The following is a 16089-nucleotide window of genomic DNA, read 5'->3' on the forward strand; positions in this document are numbered from 1 at the left end:
TTACCAGACCTTCCAAGGTGCGTTGCCCGCAGACCAGAGCTTTTCCAGCAGCTGTTTTTCGCGCAGGGTATCCATTGGCTGCCAGAAACCATCATGGCGCCAAGCGGAAAGTTCATCACGCTCAGACAGGTTGCGCAGGGGATCTGCTTCCCAGACAGTTTTGTCTTCAGTGATTTCGTTCAGAACCGATTTTTCGCAGACAAAGAATCCGGCGTTGATTCGTGCGCCATCCCCAAGCGGTTTTTCCTGAAATGCAGAAACCCTGTCGCCGTCAAGGACAGTTGCACCAAAACGACCTGGCGGGGAGACAACCGTCATTGTTGCTTTTCGACCCTGCTTCTTGTGGAACTCGATGCTGGCAGAGATGTCGACATTTCCAAGGCCGTCGCCATAGGTCAGACAGAAAGGTTTGTCGTCATCCAGGTAATCACCAACGCGTTTGATACGCCCGCCTGTCATACTGTCTAAGCCTGTGTCGACCAAGGTGATCTTCCAAGGTTCGGCAGTGGCATTGTGATACTCAAGACTGTTTGAGGCCATATCAATCGTGAGGTCGGCGTGATGCAGGAAGTAATTGGCAAAATATTCCTTGATCACATAGCCCTTATAGCCAAGGCATATGATGAATTCGTTCACACCATGTGCGGAATAGATTTTCATCAGATGCCATAAAACCGGTTTTCCGCCGATCTCGACCATCGGTTTTGGCTTAATCGACGTTTCTTCGCTGAGCCGACTGCCGTAACCGCCTGCTAGAATTACTGCCTTCATAAGAAAAGGGTTCCACTCATTCAGTTTTATGCGCCAAATGCTGCTATCGAATATTTTCCGGGGGCAGCTTGGATGCTCTTACACCGATCACTGCTGCTAGCGAACCGGCGGATCTTGCCAAATCGCGCCAGCCTTTTTTACGTTGCAAAGTTAGTCCATGCAGTAGTGCCTTACCTGCAAAGCGGGCGCAATGTGTTACGCCAAGGTAACTGCCTGCCAGACGTCCTTTGTACTTGGTTTCAAAGTATATTCTCGACCAAGCAATGTTCCAGAACTTTTCCCAGTAGTACGCGCGGTTTGGTCTTACGGACCCGCCGTTCAAATGTGTTACAACCGATGCTGAGACGAGTATAAGGCTGTGGCCTGCCTTGCGTAAACGCATGCACATATCGTCATCTTCAAAGTAAAGGTATATCTCGGGATCATAGAAGCCAACCGTCGATAAAACGTTCATACGGACGAGGTTGACGGCACCCGAAAGAAATTCGACACAAGCAGGGCCTTCTGGTGCGCATTCATAGGCCAACTTGCCATGTGACCTTCGCTTCCACAGTTCTACATCGTGGCTGAGTTCAAGGTGGCCATTTGCATCCTTGTGGATCGGTCCAAACATCGCAGCTTCGCGGTAGGTGTCCGCGGCATCGACAAGTGCATCAATGGCGCCTTCGGCCATCACGGCATCTGGATTGGCCAAAAGGGCAAATTCAGTATCAACCTTTGCAAGTCCCTGGCTGGCGGCTGCACCGTAGCCAAGCCCTTTGCTGTTTCGAATGATCAGCGCGTCTGGTCGAATTTCAGAGACAATATCAAGGCTGTCATCTGTTGATGCGTTATCAACAACAATCAATGGAATGTCTTTGGGCAACGACTTCAAAAGGCCACCAATGACAAGGCCGCCGTTATGGGTAATCGTAACTAGTGTTGTTCTCGCTGCCATCAATATTCCCTGCAAAATGCTTATTTCTTGCCAATGGCGGTGAACATATTCAATCTGACAATAATGTCCAATGAGAGATTGCAGTCTGCTCCATAAATTGCAGCATTCCTTTGGTCATTCTAGGGTTTTCGATGTTTTTCCGGCATAAAATTATATGCAACTGCGCCCAACAACCGAAATACCGCCGACCCAGCGTGTGCCGGTGAAGTTATCCAGGTAGTTGCGCTGTCCGGCCAGTGTTTGGTGTCCGGTGTCGGTCAGGGTGAGAGTGCGTTCGGCCCAGTTCGCATCCCTGTCATCGGATGTGATGGTGAAAAGGGCATCGACGCACGCCATCATCCGTTGCACATCGGCCCAGAACATCAAATCACCGAGATAGGGTAAGGGGTCATAGGTGCGCATCAGGTGGGCAAAGGTCTTGCCGACGGTCAGTGGGCCGTGATCCGCAATGATTTGCAGGGTCAGTTTCTGTGTCAGGCCAAGTCCGGTTTTGGGATCGGGCAGTTCGGCATGGTGGCGTTGGAGTGCCGTGATCATATGAGGCAGGGGGCCGGGACCCGATGTGATGAAGTCGGTCAAAAGATCGGGGGTTGGGGATCGCACCGCCTGCCAGGCTTTGCTGCCAAAGGTCAGCATGGCATCGGTCACGGGGGCCCGATGATTTTCCCAGCACCAGATCAGAAGTTCGGGGGAGAGTTGCCCAAGCCCGATGAAGCGTTCAACGCCGGGGACGGTGCCGACGGAGATTACTTCAAGCCGGGTATCGGGTCGGGTGGTTTTGATGAAATCCATCAGGAAGGCCAAGATTAACTGGTCGTAACTGTCATGTTCGAACCACAGGACCACATGGTCATACTCGCCGAGCGTTGCCAGTGCGCCATATTCGCGTTTGGCCCGTGCCAGCGCGTCTTTGGGGACGATGTGATAGGCATCGGCGATAAAATCCGCGCGGGTTTGAACGAACTGGTCAAGGGGAAGGTCCGGGACCGGTCCCTGACAGAACGGATCGGCAAATTCGAGGAAGGCGCCTTTGAACCCTGCAATCTGAAGGCCGTGGCGGATGTCTGATCCGCAGCGCAGATGCAGGGTTTTATCTGTATCAAGAGTTGCCGGGGTGCCGTTTTTGATTTGACGATTGCGTTCGGCAGTCTGATCAATATGCGCCTTCATTTTCGGCCAGCTGGCAAAGCCGTTTTCGCGCGCGATGACCCATTGGGCATCGGCCAGTTTGATGTCAGAAATTGTCTGGGGCGTCGGGGTGAAACCGGCCTTTTCAAACCGTGCGACGGCATCGCCGGTTTTGGCACCAAGCGTGCGCAAAAGGTCCTTGGCGCGTTTGCGTTGCTGTTCAAGATTAAGGCGGCCATCAAAGACCGGGCTTTTGGCAGGTTTGGTATTTTTGGATTTCGATGTGCGTGATGCAGACATACGATTCCCCTGTTCTAATCGCCTGTGTCCGCCAGACAGGCAAGGAAACCGTGTGTTTCGTAATGTCGAACCGGGCGCAGCCCTTTCCGCGGACGGGGTGCTTGGAAAGCCCGGTTAATTTATCTGTTTTGCAAACGATTGCAAGCATCAAGCGGTGCGTTTACGCCGAAATCAGGACAGCCTTACTTCACTATCAAGGTTCATCAGTTTGGCCAGTTTTGACAGGCGTTGTTCAACCACTTCGCCGTACAGGGTCGAAATAGACTTGTCGAATTCAAGGATCATTTTGCCGTCTTCGAGTTTAAGCGCGGTTTTCGACAGGATGCCTTCAGCACCACCCGAAAGCGTGTGGCCCAGACGAATGACATGACCAAAAATGCGGCCTGTTACGCGGGTTTCTTCGTCCAGAATCCGGTCACTTGACTCATCGCCCTTGAAATTGCCGGTATAGCGCGACCCGATGGCATAGGCGAGAAACACCCGATCATGATGGTTTAGATCAAGATAGGGGTGACGCAAGATGCGGTTATAGCTTTGGATGGCGCGGTAATCAGGGTGTTCGTTCCAGCCGATATCGCCAATGATGCAGGCAGCAAGACGCAGACGTTCAAGGTTTTGCGGCAGGTCGGAGAAGATCGGCGCGCACCAGCGAAACAGTTCTTCGCCATGTTGATGGAACCGTTCGCCGTCCTCGGCAAAGCTTAAGCAGGCATCCAGCAGCGGGTCGCGTTGACGCAAGTCTTCGGGCAGGACCTCATACATCCAGCCTTCGCGTAGGCCGTGGCCGGAAAAGACCACTTCGCGCGGCTTCATGCGCGCCAGCAGCATATTCATGACAAGCGATGCATGAGGCAGGCTGTCGATACGGCGTTTGGAAACACCGCCGACTTTTTCCAGCGAGATGCGGCTTTGCTGGGAAATGATGTGGGTGAGTTCTTCGGTTTCGCCGCGCGGCATTGCCAGATTATGTACGACAGAAATCGGGTAGTCTTCCTGTGCGATGAACAGCTTGGCAATCGACCGCCATGCCCCGCCAACAGCAAAAAGCTGCTGGCCGGCGGCTTCTTTCAGCCAGTCGATGGTATCAAGGTGGCGATTGATTTCAGCGGTCAGGCGCGCACGGTCGGATGCAAAGACGGCATGAAGCCGCATGGCTCCCAAGGGGACGCTAACGCGTTTTTTGATTTCCCCCTGATCAAGCAAGACAAGTTCGAGCGACCCGCCGCCAATATCACCCATAATCCCGCTGGCGCGTGGGTCACCGGAAATAATCCCAAGGGCGGACAGGCGGGCTTCTTCAAGTCCGTCGATCACCTTGACCGTAAGGCCGGTTTCGCGATGGATACGGTCACAAAATTCCTGACCATCGGAAGCGGCACGGACCGCAGCGGTGGCCAGTACGTCGATGTGCGACACCTTCATGGCCTGAAGCAGGGTGGCAAAGCGCTGCATGGCGACAACGGCAAGTTCAACGCCCTCGGGGTTGAGTTTGCCGGTATCTTCGGGGTCGCGCCCCAGCCCGCACATGACTTTTTCGTTGAAAATCGGGGCGGGGGCACGGGTCATGCCATCGAAAATGACAAGGCGTACCGAGTTGGAGCCAACATCAATGATCGCGATGCGGTTGGATGCTCTTTGGTCAGTCAGCATGTCTTTGAGGGCACCTGTTGGTCGTCGGTCTTCAATTTGGCCACATTAGTCATCGAGCTGCAGCACGGGGACATTCGGATCCGCCTCGTTAAGCGCGCTTCCGCGACCAGACAAGGACGGGTTGGTCATGAAGTATTTGTGTGACGAAAACGCTTTTTCACCGCCTTCGCAGCGTTCATATGAACCATCGGGCTGCAAATACCAAGCCTGCGCTGTATCTTTAAGGTTTGCAATCATGATCTGTTCGATGATCTGGCGCTGACAGGTCGGGTTCTCAACCGGGACCAGCGTTTCAACCCGGCGGTTCAAATTGCGCGGCATCCAGTCAGCCGACGAGATGAACGCCTTGGCCTTGCGCGAGGGCAGCTTTGCCCCATTGGCAAAGACAACAATGCGCGAATGTTCAAGGAACCGTCCGACAATCGATTTGACCCGGATGTTTTCCGAAAGCCCCGGTACACCCGGACGCAGACAGCAAATGCCGCGAATAATCAGTTCAATGTGAACCCCGGCTTCGCTGGCGCGATAAAGTGCATCAATCACCACAGGATCGACCAGGCTGTTCATCTTGGCCCAGATGCCAGATGGCTTGCCGGCCTTGCTGTTTTCGATTTCCTGATCGATGTGGGCCAGAAGGGTCGGACGCATGGTGTGCGGGGCGATGGCGATTTTTTCAAGCGAGCGCGGAGTGGCGTAGCCGGTCATGAAATTAAAGATGCTGGCGGCATCACGCCCAAGCGCCGGATCACACGAGAAGAACGAAATATCGGTATAGAATTTTGCCGTGATCGGATGGTAGTTGCCCGTCCCAAAGTGAACGAACGTGCGAAGCCCATGGGTTTCACGGCGGACAACAAGCGATACCTTGGCATGGGTTTTCCAATCAAGGAAGCCATAGACCACCTGACAACCCGCACGTTCAAGATCGGCCGCCCAGCGCAGGTTGGCTTCTTCGTCAAAGCGGGCTTTAAGTTCGACCATGGCGGTGACGGATTTTCCGGCCTCGGCCGCCGCAATCAGGGCTTTGACGATCGGGCTGTTTTCCGATGTGCGATAAAGCGTTTGTTTGATGGTGACCACATCCGGGTCACGGGCAGCTTGCAGCAGGAACTGCACGACAACGTCAAAGTCCTCGAACGGGTGATGAACCACCAGATCCTTTTTGCTGATCGCGGCAAAACAATCGCCGCCGAAGTCACGTACGCGTTCAGGGTAACGCGGCGAATAGGGGGCGAACAGCAGATCATGATGCAGATCAGAATCAATCAGTTGTTTGACGTCCACAACGCCAAGAAGGCCATCGACCTTCACAACTTCTTCGAGTGCGACATCCAATTCGTCGATGACAAAATCAAGCAGGTCTTCGGGGATATGGGCGTTGACCTTAAGGCGGATGATGCTGCCGCGACGGCGGCGCTTAAGGGCAGTTTTAAAGACGCGGACCAGATCTTCGGCTTCTTCTTCGATCTCGACATCCGAATCGCGGATGACGCGGAAGAAACCGTGTTCGATCATATCAAAACCCGGGAACAGCTTGTTGAGATACAGCAAAATCGCCTGTTCGACCGGCAAATAGCGTTCATTGCGGCCCGGAAGGCGCAAGAAACGACCGATTTTTTGCGGAACCGGGATCAGACCACGCATGTTATGCCCGTCCGCCGGGTCAAACAGCTGCATGACGATGGTAAAGCCAAGGTTCGGGATGAACGGGAAGGGGTGGGATGGGTCAATCGCAAGCGGGGTTAAGGTCGGGAAGATTTCGCGCATGAAATAGCCATCAAGCCACTTGCGGTCGGTCTGGGTCAGATCGGATTGATCAATCACCGAAATGCCCTGCTGTTCCATTTCCCGGCTAAGCTGACGCCAGATGCGTTGTTGATCCTGCATCAACTGGTTGGCATCAAAGGTGATGGCGCGCAGCTGTTCAGACGGGCTCATGCCATCCTGACTGACCTTGGTCATGCCAGCACGCAACTGTCCGACGAGCCCGGCGACACGGACCATATAGAATTCATCCAGATTGCTGGCTGAAATCGACAGGAAACGCAGCCTTTCAAGCAGCGGATGACCACTGTTCTGGGCTTCTTCAAGTACGCGATTGTTAAAAGCCAGCCAAGAAAGTTCGCGGTTGATGAAGCGGCTTTCCGAATCAATGGTGATCGCGCTTGATTGAACTGCAGCGGCGTGTGACACGCTATGCCTCCTGCGGATTGAGGGAATGTCTTTGAATTTATGCGACATGGCCCGGTTGTAAATGGAGTATAGGATAACTGCTTACGCCCGTGCAATTTTCTTAAAGTTATGTGTCAGTTTTTCTGATGGCATCCAAGGCTGCGATATGGCATGGAAGAACACCGTCTTAAACCCTAGCGAAACGAAGACATGAAGACGTTATTGCTTCTAAGGCATGCCAAATCGAGCTGGTCTGATCCGAGCCGGGTTGATCATGACCGTGAACTGAACCGTCGCGGGGAAAAGGCAGCCCCCTTTATGGGGCGCTTTTTGCGTGAACATGATCTGATTCCAGACCTTATCTGGTGTTCGACTGCGGCACGTGCGGTGCAGACACTAGGCCTGCTGGGGCGTGATTTTGCCGGGCATGCGGATGTGATCTATAGCGAAGATCTTTATATGGCCAGCGAACGCACGTTGCTTGAATGTCTTCATCACACCCATGACGAAGCAAAACGGGTGATGATCATTGGTCATAATTCCGGCATCGAGAATTTTGCCAAAGCATTGTACCGCGATGGGGATGACGCTGCGCGCGCGATGATGGAGCGCAAATATCCAACCTGTGCCTTGGCGCATTTCGAATTTGATGTGGAAAACTGGGCCGATACCCAATTTGAGACCGGGCGGATGATGGGCTTTACCAAGGTCAAGGAACTGCAAGCAGCCAAGATCGGTGCGGATTGATTGCGCCCAACGGCGAGACCGCACTTGACGCGGTGCCCCCAGAAGCGTTTTATACCGCTGAAATTTTGATGCCGTGCATGATCGGCTTTGAACACACCCTACACAAACGCCCCGGATTTACTGTGGCGCAGGTGTTGCGGTGCGTTTTTTGTTTGACAGCGCGGGACTGGCATGCACCTTTGCGGCCAAATTTGCGGCCCAAAATATAAAGCAACCTGGAATGACAATGCATCCTTTTCGCTCACACAATTGTAATGCGCTGCGCGCGACCGACGCCGACGCGGAAATTCGCCTGTCTGGCTGGATCCACCGTAAACGTGATCACGGCAACCTGCTGTTTGTTGATCTGCGCGACCATTACGGCATCACCCAGGTCGTCATCGACATTTCAAGCCCGCTGTTTGAAGTGCTTGATAAGGCGCGCGCCGAAAGCGTGATCACGGTAGATGGCAAGGTGGTTAAACGGACCGCCGAGACCATCAACCCGAACCTGCCGACCGGCGAGATCGAAGTTTACGCATCGAACATCGAAGTTCAGTCGTCTGCCGATGTTCTGCCGATGCCGGTGTTTGGCGATGTTGAATACGGCGAAGAAGTTCGCCTGCGTCACCGGTATCTTGATCTGCGTCGTGAAAGCGTGCATTCAAATATCGTTCTGCGTTCGAACGTGATTTCGGCGATGCGTCAGAAAATGACCGCGCAGGGATTCTTGGAAATCCAGACCCCGATCCTGACGGCAAGCTCGCCAGAAGGTGCACGCGACTTCCTCGTGCCGTCGCGTATGCATCCGGGTAAATTCTATGCCCTGCCGCAGGCACCCCAGCAGTTCAAACAGCTTCTGATGGTGTCCGGGTTTGATAAATACTTCCAGATCGCACCGTGCTTCCGCGATGAAGATGCGCGTGCCGACCGGTCACCGGGCGAATTTTATCAGCTTGATTTCGAGATGGCGTTTGCCACTCAGGAAGACGTGTTTGCCGCGATTGAGCCCGTTCTCCATGACATCTTTGTCGAGTTTGGCGGTGATCGTGATGTGACGCCATTCCCGTTCCCGCGCATTCCGTTTGATGAGAGCATGGCGAAATACGGGTCGGATAAACCTGATCTGCGTAACCCGCTTCTGATCAGCGACGTTACCGAGCCGTTCCGTGGGTCGAGCTTTGGCATCTTTGCATCGAACATCGAAAAAGGTTCGGTCGTGCGTGCCATTCAGGCAACCGGTGCGGCTGCCCGCCCGCGCAGCTTCTTTGACAAGCTGAATAACTGGGCGCGCGACGAAGGGGCTGCTGGTCTTGGCTATATCGTCTTTGCCGAAGGCGGCGAAGCAAAAGGCCCGATTGCCAAAAATCTTGATGCGGAGCGCATAGCGCAGATTAAGGAAATTACTGGTGTTGCCGATGGCGACGCGGTGTTCTTTGTTTGTGACAAGGCACTGGCTGCTGCCAAATTCGCCGGTAAAGTTCGTGACAAGGTGTGTGACGAGCTGGAACTGCGCGAAGAAGGTATGTTCAAGTTCTGCTGGATCGTTGATTTCCCGATGTTTGAGGAAGACGACGACGGCAAGATCGAGTTTAGCCACAACCCGTTCTCGATGCCGCAGGGTGGACTTGACGCACTTGAGAACATGAACCCGCTTGATATCAAGGCATGGCAGTATGACATCGTGTGTAACGGTATCGAACTGTCATCGGGTGCCATTCGTAACCATCGTCCGGACATCATGTACCGTGCGTTCGAAATCGCCGGTTATGGCAAGGACGTGGTCGAAGAACAGTTTGGTGGCATGCTGAACGCATTTAAATTCGGCGCCCCGCCGCACGGTGGTTCTGCCCCGGGTGTTGACCGTATTGTCATGTTGCTGGCCGACGAGCCGAACATTCGCGAAGTCATTGCCTTCCCGCTGAACCAGCAGGCACAGGATTTGATGATGAACGCGCCGTCCGGTGTCGAAGACAAGCAGCTTAAAGAGCTTCATCTGCGTGTGCAGATGCCTGCCAAAGTCAAAAAAGACTGATTTTGGGCGTCATCCCAATCAGACTACATCAAACGGCCCGGTTTTTACCGGGCCGTTTTGTTTTGGGGGCGATGGTTTCCGCACATGTTTCACCAGGTCGCTTACCTAATATTAACTGCCCTTGATCCACAGTGCGGGTTGAAAACAAAATCGATCCGTCGGGGGATGGCCTTGTGAAGAAGATACTTGTTGTCGCGGCACCGTTGTTGCTTTCTGCGTGTGGCGGGCCGGTGGAATTGACCGTTGCCAAATTGGCCGGTGATTTAATCAGCTATGTGACCACGGGGAAAAGCACAACCGATCACGCCGTTTCGGTGGTCGCAGATCGTGATTGTGCCTTGCATCGTCCGCTGTTTTCCGACGATATCTGCAAGGATGATGACACAATCCTTGCCGAACAGGCATCCGCCCTTGCGGTGATGGGCGAGCCGGAAATCAAACAGGAAATCCGCACTGCACGTCCGGAAATCTATGCGGTGAACGCCCCGGCCGAAGACTGGTCACGTCCGGCATCGCCAAGCAGTGTGTCCAAGACCGTCGTCAAAACAGATTTGCCCCCACGTGCCCCAGAAACCAAAGCCGCAGAGACGGTATCTGCGCCGGTATCAGAGGTGAAAATTGCGGCTGCATCCGACGAACTGCCGTCACGCACGATGACGCAATATGCGCGCACCAACGATCCGCTTAATGTTGAGGCAGAAGCCAACGCCGCGATTGCCGGATATGTTCCGGCCGAAACACCGGCCGATGTTGTCGGTGAAACGCAAACGGCTGCCTTGGTTGATACCACCATCGTGAGCGACACTGTCGAACGGGTGACAAAGCCGGTTGAAACCGATGCCAATAGCGATGTGATGGCAGGGGATGTGTTGACCGTGCCGTTGCCCGGTGAGTATGTGGTGCTGGCAAGCTTTAGCAATCAGGCACGGGCGCATAGCGCACTGGAACTTTATCATGAATATCAACCGCGCCTGATCAGTGCTAAGGTCAAGGGACGTGATTATCTGCGTGTTGCGGTTGGTCCGCTGTCGTCCGAGCATGCAAATGATTTGCGCCTTCTTGCTGCCAAAAAGGGGGTTAAAGATCCCTGGATTGTTGGAATTGCTCCTACCGGAGAATAAGTTTGTCTGGGTTTCTTAAAAATATTGATCAACATCGGCGTTCCTTTGCAGGGACGCTGATCTTGTGTTTGGGCGTTTCGGGTTGTGCTGCACAGGCCGGAAACGTGACATCGGCGCAGTCTGCGCTGGTTTCCCATACGGCAGAATATAATTTCAAAATGTCCCGATCCGATCAGGGCAGTTCGATTGTCGATGCGACAGGTGCGCTTGGCTATCGGTTTGAAAAGGTCTGTGATGGCTGGATCACCGAGATGCAGCAAATCATGATCCTTCAGGGGACCGAAGGCACGCCGATCAATTCGGCATTTTCGATGACCCAGTGGGAAAACTTTGACGGCACCCGTTATCGTTTTCGCATGCGCGATTATCTGAACGGCACGAAGGTTGATGAGGTTGTTGGTGACGCGGTACGTGAAAGCGACGGCGTTAAGGTCACCTATGAACAGCCGGTTGAGGTGGTCGACGAACTGCCGGCTGATACGATGTTCCCGACACAACATTCTATCCAGTTGCTTGCACGCGCCGAAGAGGGCGAAAAGTTTGCCAATGATCTGGTGTTTGATGGCAGCGGCGATGCCCCGACCAATCGGGTGGCGGTTGTTATTTCGGACGCCAAAACGGTAGATAGCAGTGCCAACGACCAAAGCGGTCTGACCAAGGTGCCATTCCATCGCATGAACCTTGCGTATTACCCGCTTGGCGAGGCGGAAAATGGGCCGACAACCGAAATGGCGGTTGATCTGGCGCGCAATGGTGTCGCGCACGCATTACGATTTGACTATGGCGATTTTGCCGTTCTTGGGACGCTTGATAAAGTGACCGAGTTGCCGGCACCTGATTGCGGTAAATAAGGATTGCTGTTCGTTGACTGGACCGTTCAGGTTCGGGGCGAAACGAAGCCACAAAAAAAGCCTGCCATTTCTGGCAGGCTTTTTTTGTGGGGAGATCCCGCTATTCTGTCTTCAGGCTGCGGCAGCATTGCTTGTTTCGCAATACAGCCCATACAGTGTTTTGATCACGCGCAGTGCGTCATCACCCTGAAGAGAATAATAGATGGTTTGTGCTTCGCGACGGGTTTTCACCAGTTTGTCGCGACGCAGGCGGGCCAGATGCTGTGATAGTGCGGACTGGCTCAGTCCGACAATCCGTTCCAGCTCGCCGACCGATTTCTCGCCTTCGTTAAGTTGGCAAAGAATAAGCAGTCTGCTCTGATTGCTCATAGCCTTAAGCAGGGTGCTTGCCTGCTCGGCATTGTGTTCCAGATGGTTTAATTCCATTTGGCTTCCTTATAAACATGGCCTCAACGGGCCATTGTCCCAATGAAAATACCATATAGTTACCATTTACGCTGACGGCAACTTTTAAGAAGTATTTCCATGCTTTCTACAACCAATTATCCGGGAAGGTTTGGACAATTCAACCCGATCAAATCAGTATGCACCTTATTCTCAAGTATATGACGTTTCTGTCAAGATAGTGTTTTCACAGACGCTTGCGGAAAACCGCATTGCTTTGGTCATAAACTTGTTTTTGTTGTCCGTCTGTCGAATGCCGAAAATGTATCCCGACTTTCGCCCGGAAATGGAATTCTACAGATTTTCTAACGTATTACACTACTTTAGAAAGTTTTTGCGCCTATTTTAGGGCAATCTGTTGGTCGATTGATGGTGACGTGGTTTTTCGATTTTGTTCATCATGATTATCGAATATCACACGTTTATTATGTAAGGCTGTGCGATCCGTCACACCCGATCATAAAACAGTTCCAATTCGCAGACTCGGTGGATGACGAAAAAGCCAGAGACCTATCAGCGCCGGTTAAAGAACTTGCGATAACACGGTCTGATGTGCTGATTTAGAACAAAGTAGCGGTTCATTTCTGCTGCTAAAACAAAACCAGTCACAAGAGCGCGAAGCATCCCGTGTCATCGCGCCGTTATGGCCGTTCATATGCCGCTGGCCATACAGGGAAACCAAAACAGGAAGGCGATCCAGACCGTGGCGACATTGTTTGTGACCCATCACAATTGCATCGAACATGACACCGGGCCGGGACACCCCGAAAGCCCCGATCGGTTGCGCGTGATACAGCGTGTGCTTGAGTCTGAGGAATTCATGTTCCTGCACCGTGAAGAAGCCCCGAAAGCAGACATCAATCTGATCAAGTCGGTGCATGACCCCGACTATGTCGATAGCGTCATGGCATCGATCCCGACTGAGGGTATGGTCGCCCTTGATGGCGATACCTATGTGTCGCCGGGGTCGGGGGATGCCGCCCTTCGTGCGGTGGGCGGGGCATGTGTTGCGGTGGATGCGGTGATGGCGGGGCACGAACGCAATGCGTTTGTCGGCGTACGCCCGCCCGGTCATCATGCGGAATATAATCGTGCGATGGGGTTCTGCCTGTTTAACAATGCCGCAGTTGCCGCCCGTCATGCGCGCGATACATACGGGATCAAGCGCGTGGCGGTGATGGATTTCGATGTGCATCATGGTAATGGCACACAGGATTTGTTCTGGAACGATCCCGATCTGTTTTATTGCTCCACCCATCAATGGCCGCTTTATCCCGGCACGGGGGCGGAAACCGAACGCGGATGTGCCAATAATATCCTTAATGTCGGGTTGGAATCCGGATCGGGCACGGCAGAACTACAGCATGCCTTTACGCAAACGGTATTGCCGGGCATTGCTGCGTTCAAGCCGGAACTTCTGATCATTTCGGCCGGGTTTGACGCCCATAAAAACGATCCGCTGGCTGGACTGGCGTTTTCCGATGATGATTTTGTCTGGATGACACAGCAATTGATGGCACTTGCCGATGCACAGTGTCAGGGGCGGGTGGTTTCGATCCTTGAGGGGGGCTATGACCTGCCGTCGCTGGCGAAATGTGTGCTGATGCATGTGCGGACACTTATGATGGGCTGAGGGGCGGCTAAGGGGTTGTTATTGCGGTTCGCGCGAATGTTTCATGATGACGAAATTCCGTTCTGTCTGGTTGCCCTGAAACCGATCAGAGCGTAAACTCCGCGCCAATCAAATTAATGGAGCTTACATGTCCGAGGCTACTGCATCCCCCGCCATCCCCGAAGATATCGCCAAACTCAGCTTTGAAGAGGCATTGGGCCAGCTTGAAACCCTTGTCCGTCAGCTTGAGCAAGGTCAGGTCGGGCTTGATGACGCGATTGCATCCTACGAACGTGGTGCGGCGCTTAAACGCCATTGTGCGGACAAGCTGCGCACCGCCGAAGAGCGCATTGAGAAAATTACCCTGAATGCAGATGGCCGTCCGGCTGCTACCCCCACTGAAATTGAATAATCGGAGACCGCGTGGTGAGTTATGACCTGCTTGCCGGCCTGAGTGTTGCTGCTGCCGATCTTGGCGAGACGCTCGATGATATTTTGCCACGTCCCAATGGCCAGATTGAGCAACGCCTGTATCAGGCGATGCGCTATTCAACCCTGGGCGATGGCAAACGACTGCGCCCGTTTTTGGTGCTGAGCTCCGCATCCCTGTTTAAGGTGTCGCGCCGGTCGGCCCTTCGGGTCGCGGCTGCTGTTGAAATGGTGCACAGCTATTCGCTGATCCATGACGATTTACCGGCGATGGATGATGATGATCTGCGCCGTGGCAAGCCAAGCTGCCACAAGCAGTTTGACGAGGCGACGGCGATCTTGGCGGGCGACGCCCTGTTAACCCAAGCCTTTGAAGTGATTGCTGATGAGGATACCCATCCCGATCCGCGTGTGTGCACCGATCTTGTGCGGGCCTTGGCGCGTGCGGCCGGACCGAATGGCATGGTCGGCGGGCAGATGATTGATCTGGCGGGCGAGGGCCAGTCGTTTGATCAGGCGCAAGTGACCCATTTGCATCTTTTGAAAACCGGCCGGATGTTTGCCTTTGCCTGCGAAGCGGGGGCGATTTTGGGCAAGGCGCCAAAAAGTATTCGCATGGCATTGCGATCCTACGCCCATGACATGGGGCTGGCGTTCCAGATCAAGGATGACCTTCTTGATGTTGAGGCAAGTTCGGAAGAACTGGGCAAGACGGCAGGCAAGGATGTTGATCAGGACAAGTCAACCTTCGTCAAATTGCTCGGGCTTGATCAGGCCCGTGATCAGGCGCAAATGCTGTGTGATCAGGCGATCAATCATCTGGGGTGCTTTGACGATGAGGCCGAACCACTGCGCGCCGTCGCACGGTTTGTGGTTGAGCGTGGTCGTTAAGAGCGCCTAATATGACGGATCAGCCGCAGTATACAGCCGGTTTTCGCGACCGGCTGTTTGATAAAGACCCGTTCCCATTGGCGATCTGGTATCCGGCGGAGGCGCCCGAAAACCCGGTTCGGCATATGGGTGTTGCGTCAACTGCGGCGCGCGGTGCGGCGTTTGCCTCCGATGGGCCGTTTCCGATGGTGGTGTTTTCGCATGGGTCGGAAGGGCATCGGTTTAACCAGTTCTGGTTGGCGGAATATCTCGCACGGCGGGGGTATATCGTTGCCGCCCCGCAGCATGCCGGGGACAATTACCTTGATCCATCCGATGCGCGCCAATTGACGATCATTGAACGCCGTCCGCGTGAAATGGAAATCGCCCTTGATCTGTTGCTGGATCACGGCGATATCGCATCGCATATTGATCAAGATAAAATCTATGCCCTTGGCCATTCGGCGGGCGGGGCGACGGTGCTTAAGATGGCCGGATGGAATTTTGATGCCAGGGCGTGGAAAAGCTATTGCGCGGTCAATGCGGATAAAGACCATGTGATTTGCCAATATGCGCCGCAAGATCATCACATTGAAGGGCTACAAGGTCGATATGGTGAGCCGGTGGTTTCCGTACGCGACGAGCGGATTTCGGCCGTGATTGCGATTACGCCGGCCTTTGGGGTGGCGGCAACCGATGATGGATTGGCCGATATCAATGTGCCGATGTTGTTTGTTGAGGCGGATACAGATGAAATCCTGCTTGATCATGTCAATGCAGCGCATTTTCGCAAGCTGTTGAAGGGCCGTGCAAAATTTGTTCGGATCAAGGGCGCAGGGCATTATTCATTTTTGCCCAAATGTACGCCCTATATTGCCGAAAATTTCGGCTTTTTATGCCGGGATTTCGGGCGGGATCGAGAGGCCATTCACCGCACGGTCGAGCAGGTTGTTTATGGCTTTTTGCAGCATGTGAAAACAGGTGAAATTCAGGGTCGCTAAATCAGGTGAACCCCGCTATTTTACGCTGCTTGCAACATCGGG

13 protein-coding genes and 1 pseudogene are annotated in these 16089 nt (G+C 53.7%); 8 read left to right on the forward strand and 6 right to left on the reverse strand.

What is annotated here, in order from left to right:
* From rfbF to COO92_RS15470, 5 genes and pseudogenes are all read right to left on the reverse strand, one after another.
* A complete protein-coding gene (rfbF, locus tag COO92_RS15450) occupies window positions 1-771 on the reverse strand; it encodes a glucose-1-phosphate cytidylyltransferase (protein WP_028791857.1) in 771 nt (256 codons plus the stop codon).
* A 43-nt stretch (window positions 772-814) separates the two neighbouring features.
* A complete protein-coding gene (locus COO92_RS15455) occupies window positions 815-1708 on the reverse strand; it encodes a glycosyltransferase (protein WP_101303540.1) in 894 nt (297 codons plus the stop codon).
* 780 nt (window positions 1709-2488) lie between these two features.
* Window positions 2489-3136, reverse strand: a pseudogene (locus COO92_RS22415) (DUF1835 domain-containing protein); the annotation flags it as partial.
* A 171-nt stretch (window positions 3137-3307) separates the two neighbouring features.
* A complete protein-coding gene (locus tag COO92_RS15465) occupies window positions 3308-4786 on the reverse strand; it encodes a Ppx/GppA family phosphatase (RefSeq protein WP_101303543.1) in 1479 nt (492 codons plus the stop codon).
* 45 nt (window positions 4787-4831) lie between these two features.
* A complete protein-coding gene (locus tag COO92_RS15470; protein ID WP_101303545.1) occupies window positions 4832-6979 on the reverse strand; it encodes an RNA degradosome polyphosphate kinase in 2148 nt (715 codons plus the stop codon).
* A 189-nt stretch (window positions 6980-7168) separates the two neighbouring features.
* On the opposite strand from COO92_RS15470, the gene COO92_RS15475 reads away from it, so the two are divergent.
* From COO92_RS15475 to COO92_RS15490, 4 genes are all read left to right on the forward strand, one after another.
* Entirely contained in the window at window positions 7169-7705 is a 537-nt protein-coding gene (locus tag COO92_RS15475) for a SixA phosphatase family protein (RefSeq protein ID WP_101303546.1), read from the forward strand.
* 226 nt (window positions 7706-7931) lie between these two features.
* Entirely contained in the window at window positions 7932-9719 is a 1788-nt protein-coding gene (aspS, locus tag COO92_RS15480; protein ID WP_101303983.1) for an aspartate--tRNA ligase, read from the forward strand.
* A 173-nt stretch (window positions 9720-9892) separates the two neighbouring features.
* Entirely contained in the window at window positions 9893-10840 is a 948-nt protein-coding gene (locus tag COO92_RS15485; protein WP_101303985.1) for an SPOR domain-containing protein, read from the forward strand.
* Between the two features lie 2 nt (window positions 10841-10842).
* Window positions 10843-11691 carry an EipB family protein gene (locus COO92_RS15490; protein ID WP_101303548.1) on the forward strand — a complete coding sequence of 283 codons (849 nt, stop codon included), beginning with the start codon at window positions 10843-10845 and terminating at the stop codon, window positions 11689-11691.
* A gap of 111 nt (window positions 11692-11802) precedes the next feature.
* Here COO92_RS15490 and COO92_RS15495 read toward each other — a convergent pair whose 3' ends face one another.
* Window positions 11803-12117 (reverse strand): ArsR/SmtB family transcription factor, encoded by a 315-nt coding sequence (locus COO92_RS15495; protein ID WP_022733399.1) that lies wholly within the window; start codon window positions 12115-12117, stop codon window positions 11803-11805.
* A 721-nt stretch (window positions 12118-12838) separates the two neighbouring features.
* Here COO92_RS15495 and COO92_RS15500 point away from each other — a divergent pair.
* The 4 genes from COO92_RS15500 (at window position 12839) to COO92_RS15515 (ending at window position 16047) form a co-directional block, all read left to right on the forward strand.
* The gene (locus tag COO92_RS15500) at window positions 12839-13768 is read left to right on the forward strand and encodes a histone deacetylase family protein (protein ID WP_101303986.1); all 930 of its coding nucleotides are present in this window, start codon (window positions 12839-12841) and stop codon (window positions 13766-13768) included.
* A 127-nt stretch (window positions 13769-13895) separates the two neighbouring features.
* Window positions 13896-14159: an exodeoxyribonuclease VII small subunit gene (locus COO92_RS15505; protein WP_022733402.1), complete on the forward strand. Its 264-nt coding sequence runs from the start codon at window positions 13896-13898 to the stop codon at window positions 14157-14159.
* A gap of 11 nt (window positions 14160-14170) precedes the next feature.
* Complete coding sequence (locus tag COO92_RS15510; protein WP_240626462.1) at window positions 14171-15067, forward strand: polyprenyl synthetase family protein; 897 nt, start codon at window positions 14171-14173, stop codon at window positions 15065-15067.
* An 11-nt stretch (window positions 15068-15078) separates the two neighbouring features.
* Window positions 15079-16047: an alpha/beta hydrolase family protein gene (locus tag COO92_RS15515; protein WP_101303550.1), complete on the forward strand. Its 969-nt coding sequence runs from the start codon at window positions 15079-15081 to the stop codon at window positions 16045-16047.
* The last annotated feature ends 42 nt before the right edge of the window (window positions 16048-16089 follow it).

The sequence above is a fragment of the Thalassospira lohafexi genome, from assembly GCF_002844275.1.
Lineage (GTDB): Bacteria > Pseudomonadota > Alphaproteobacteria > Rhodospirillales > Thalassospiraceae > Thalassospira > Thalassospira lohafexi.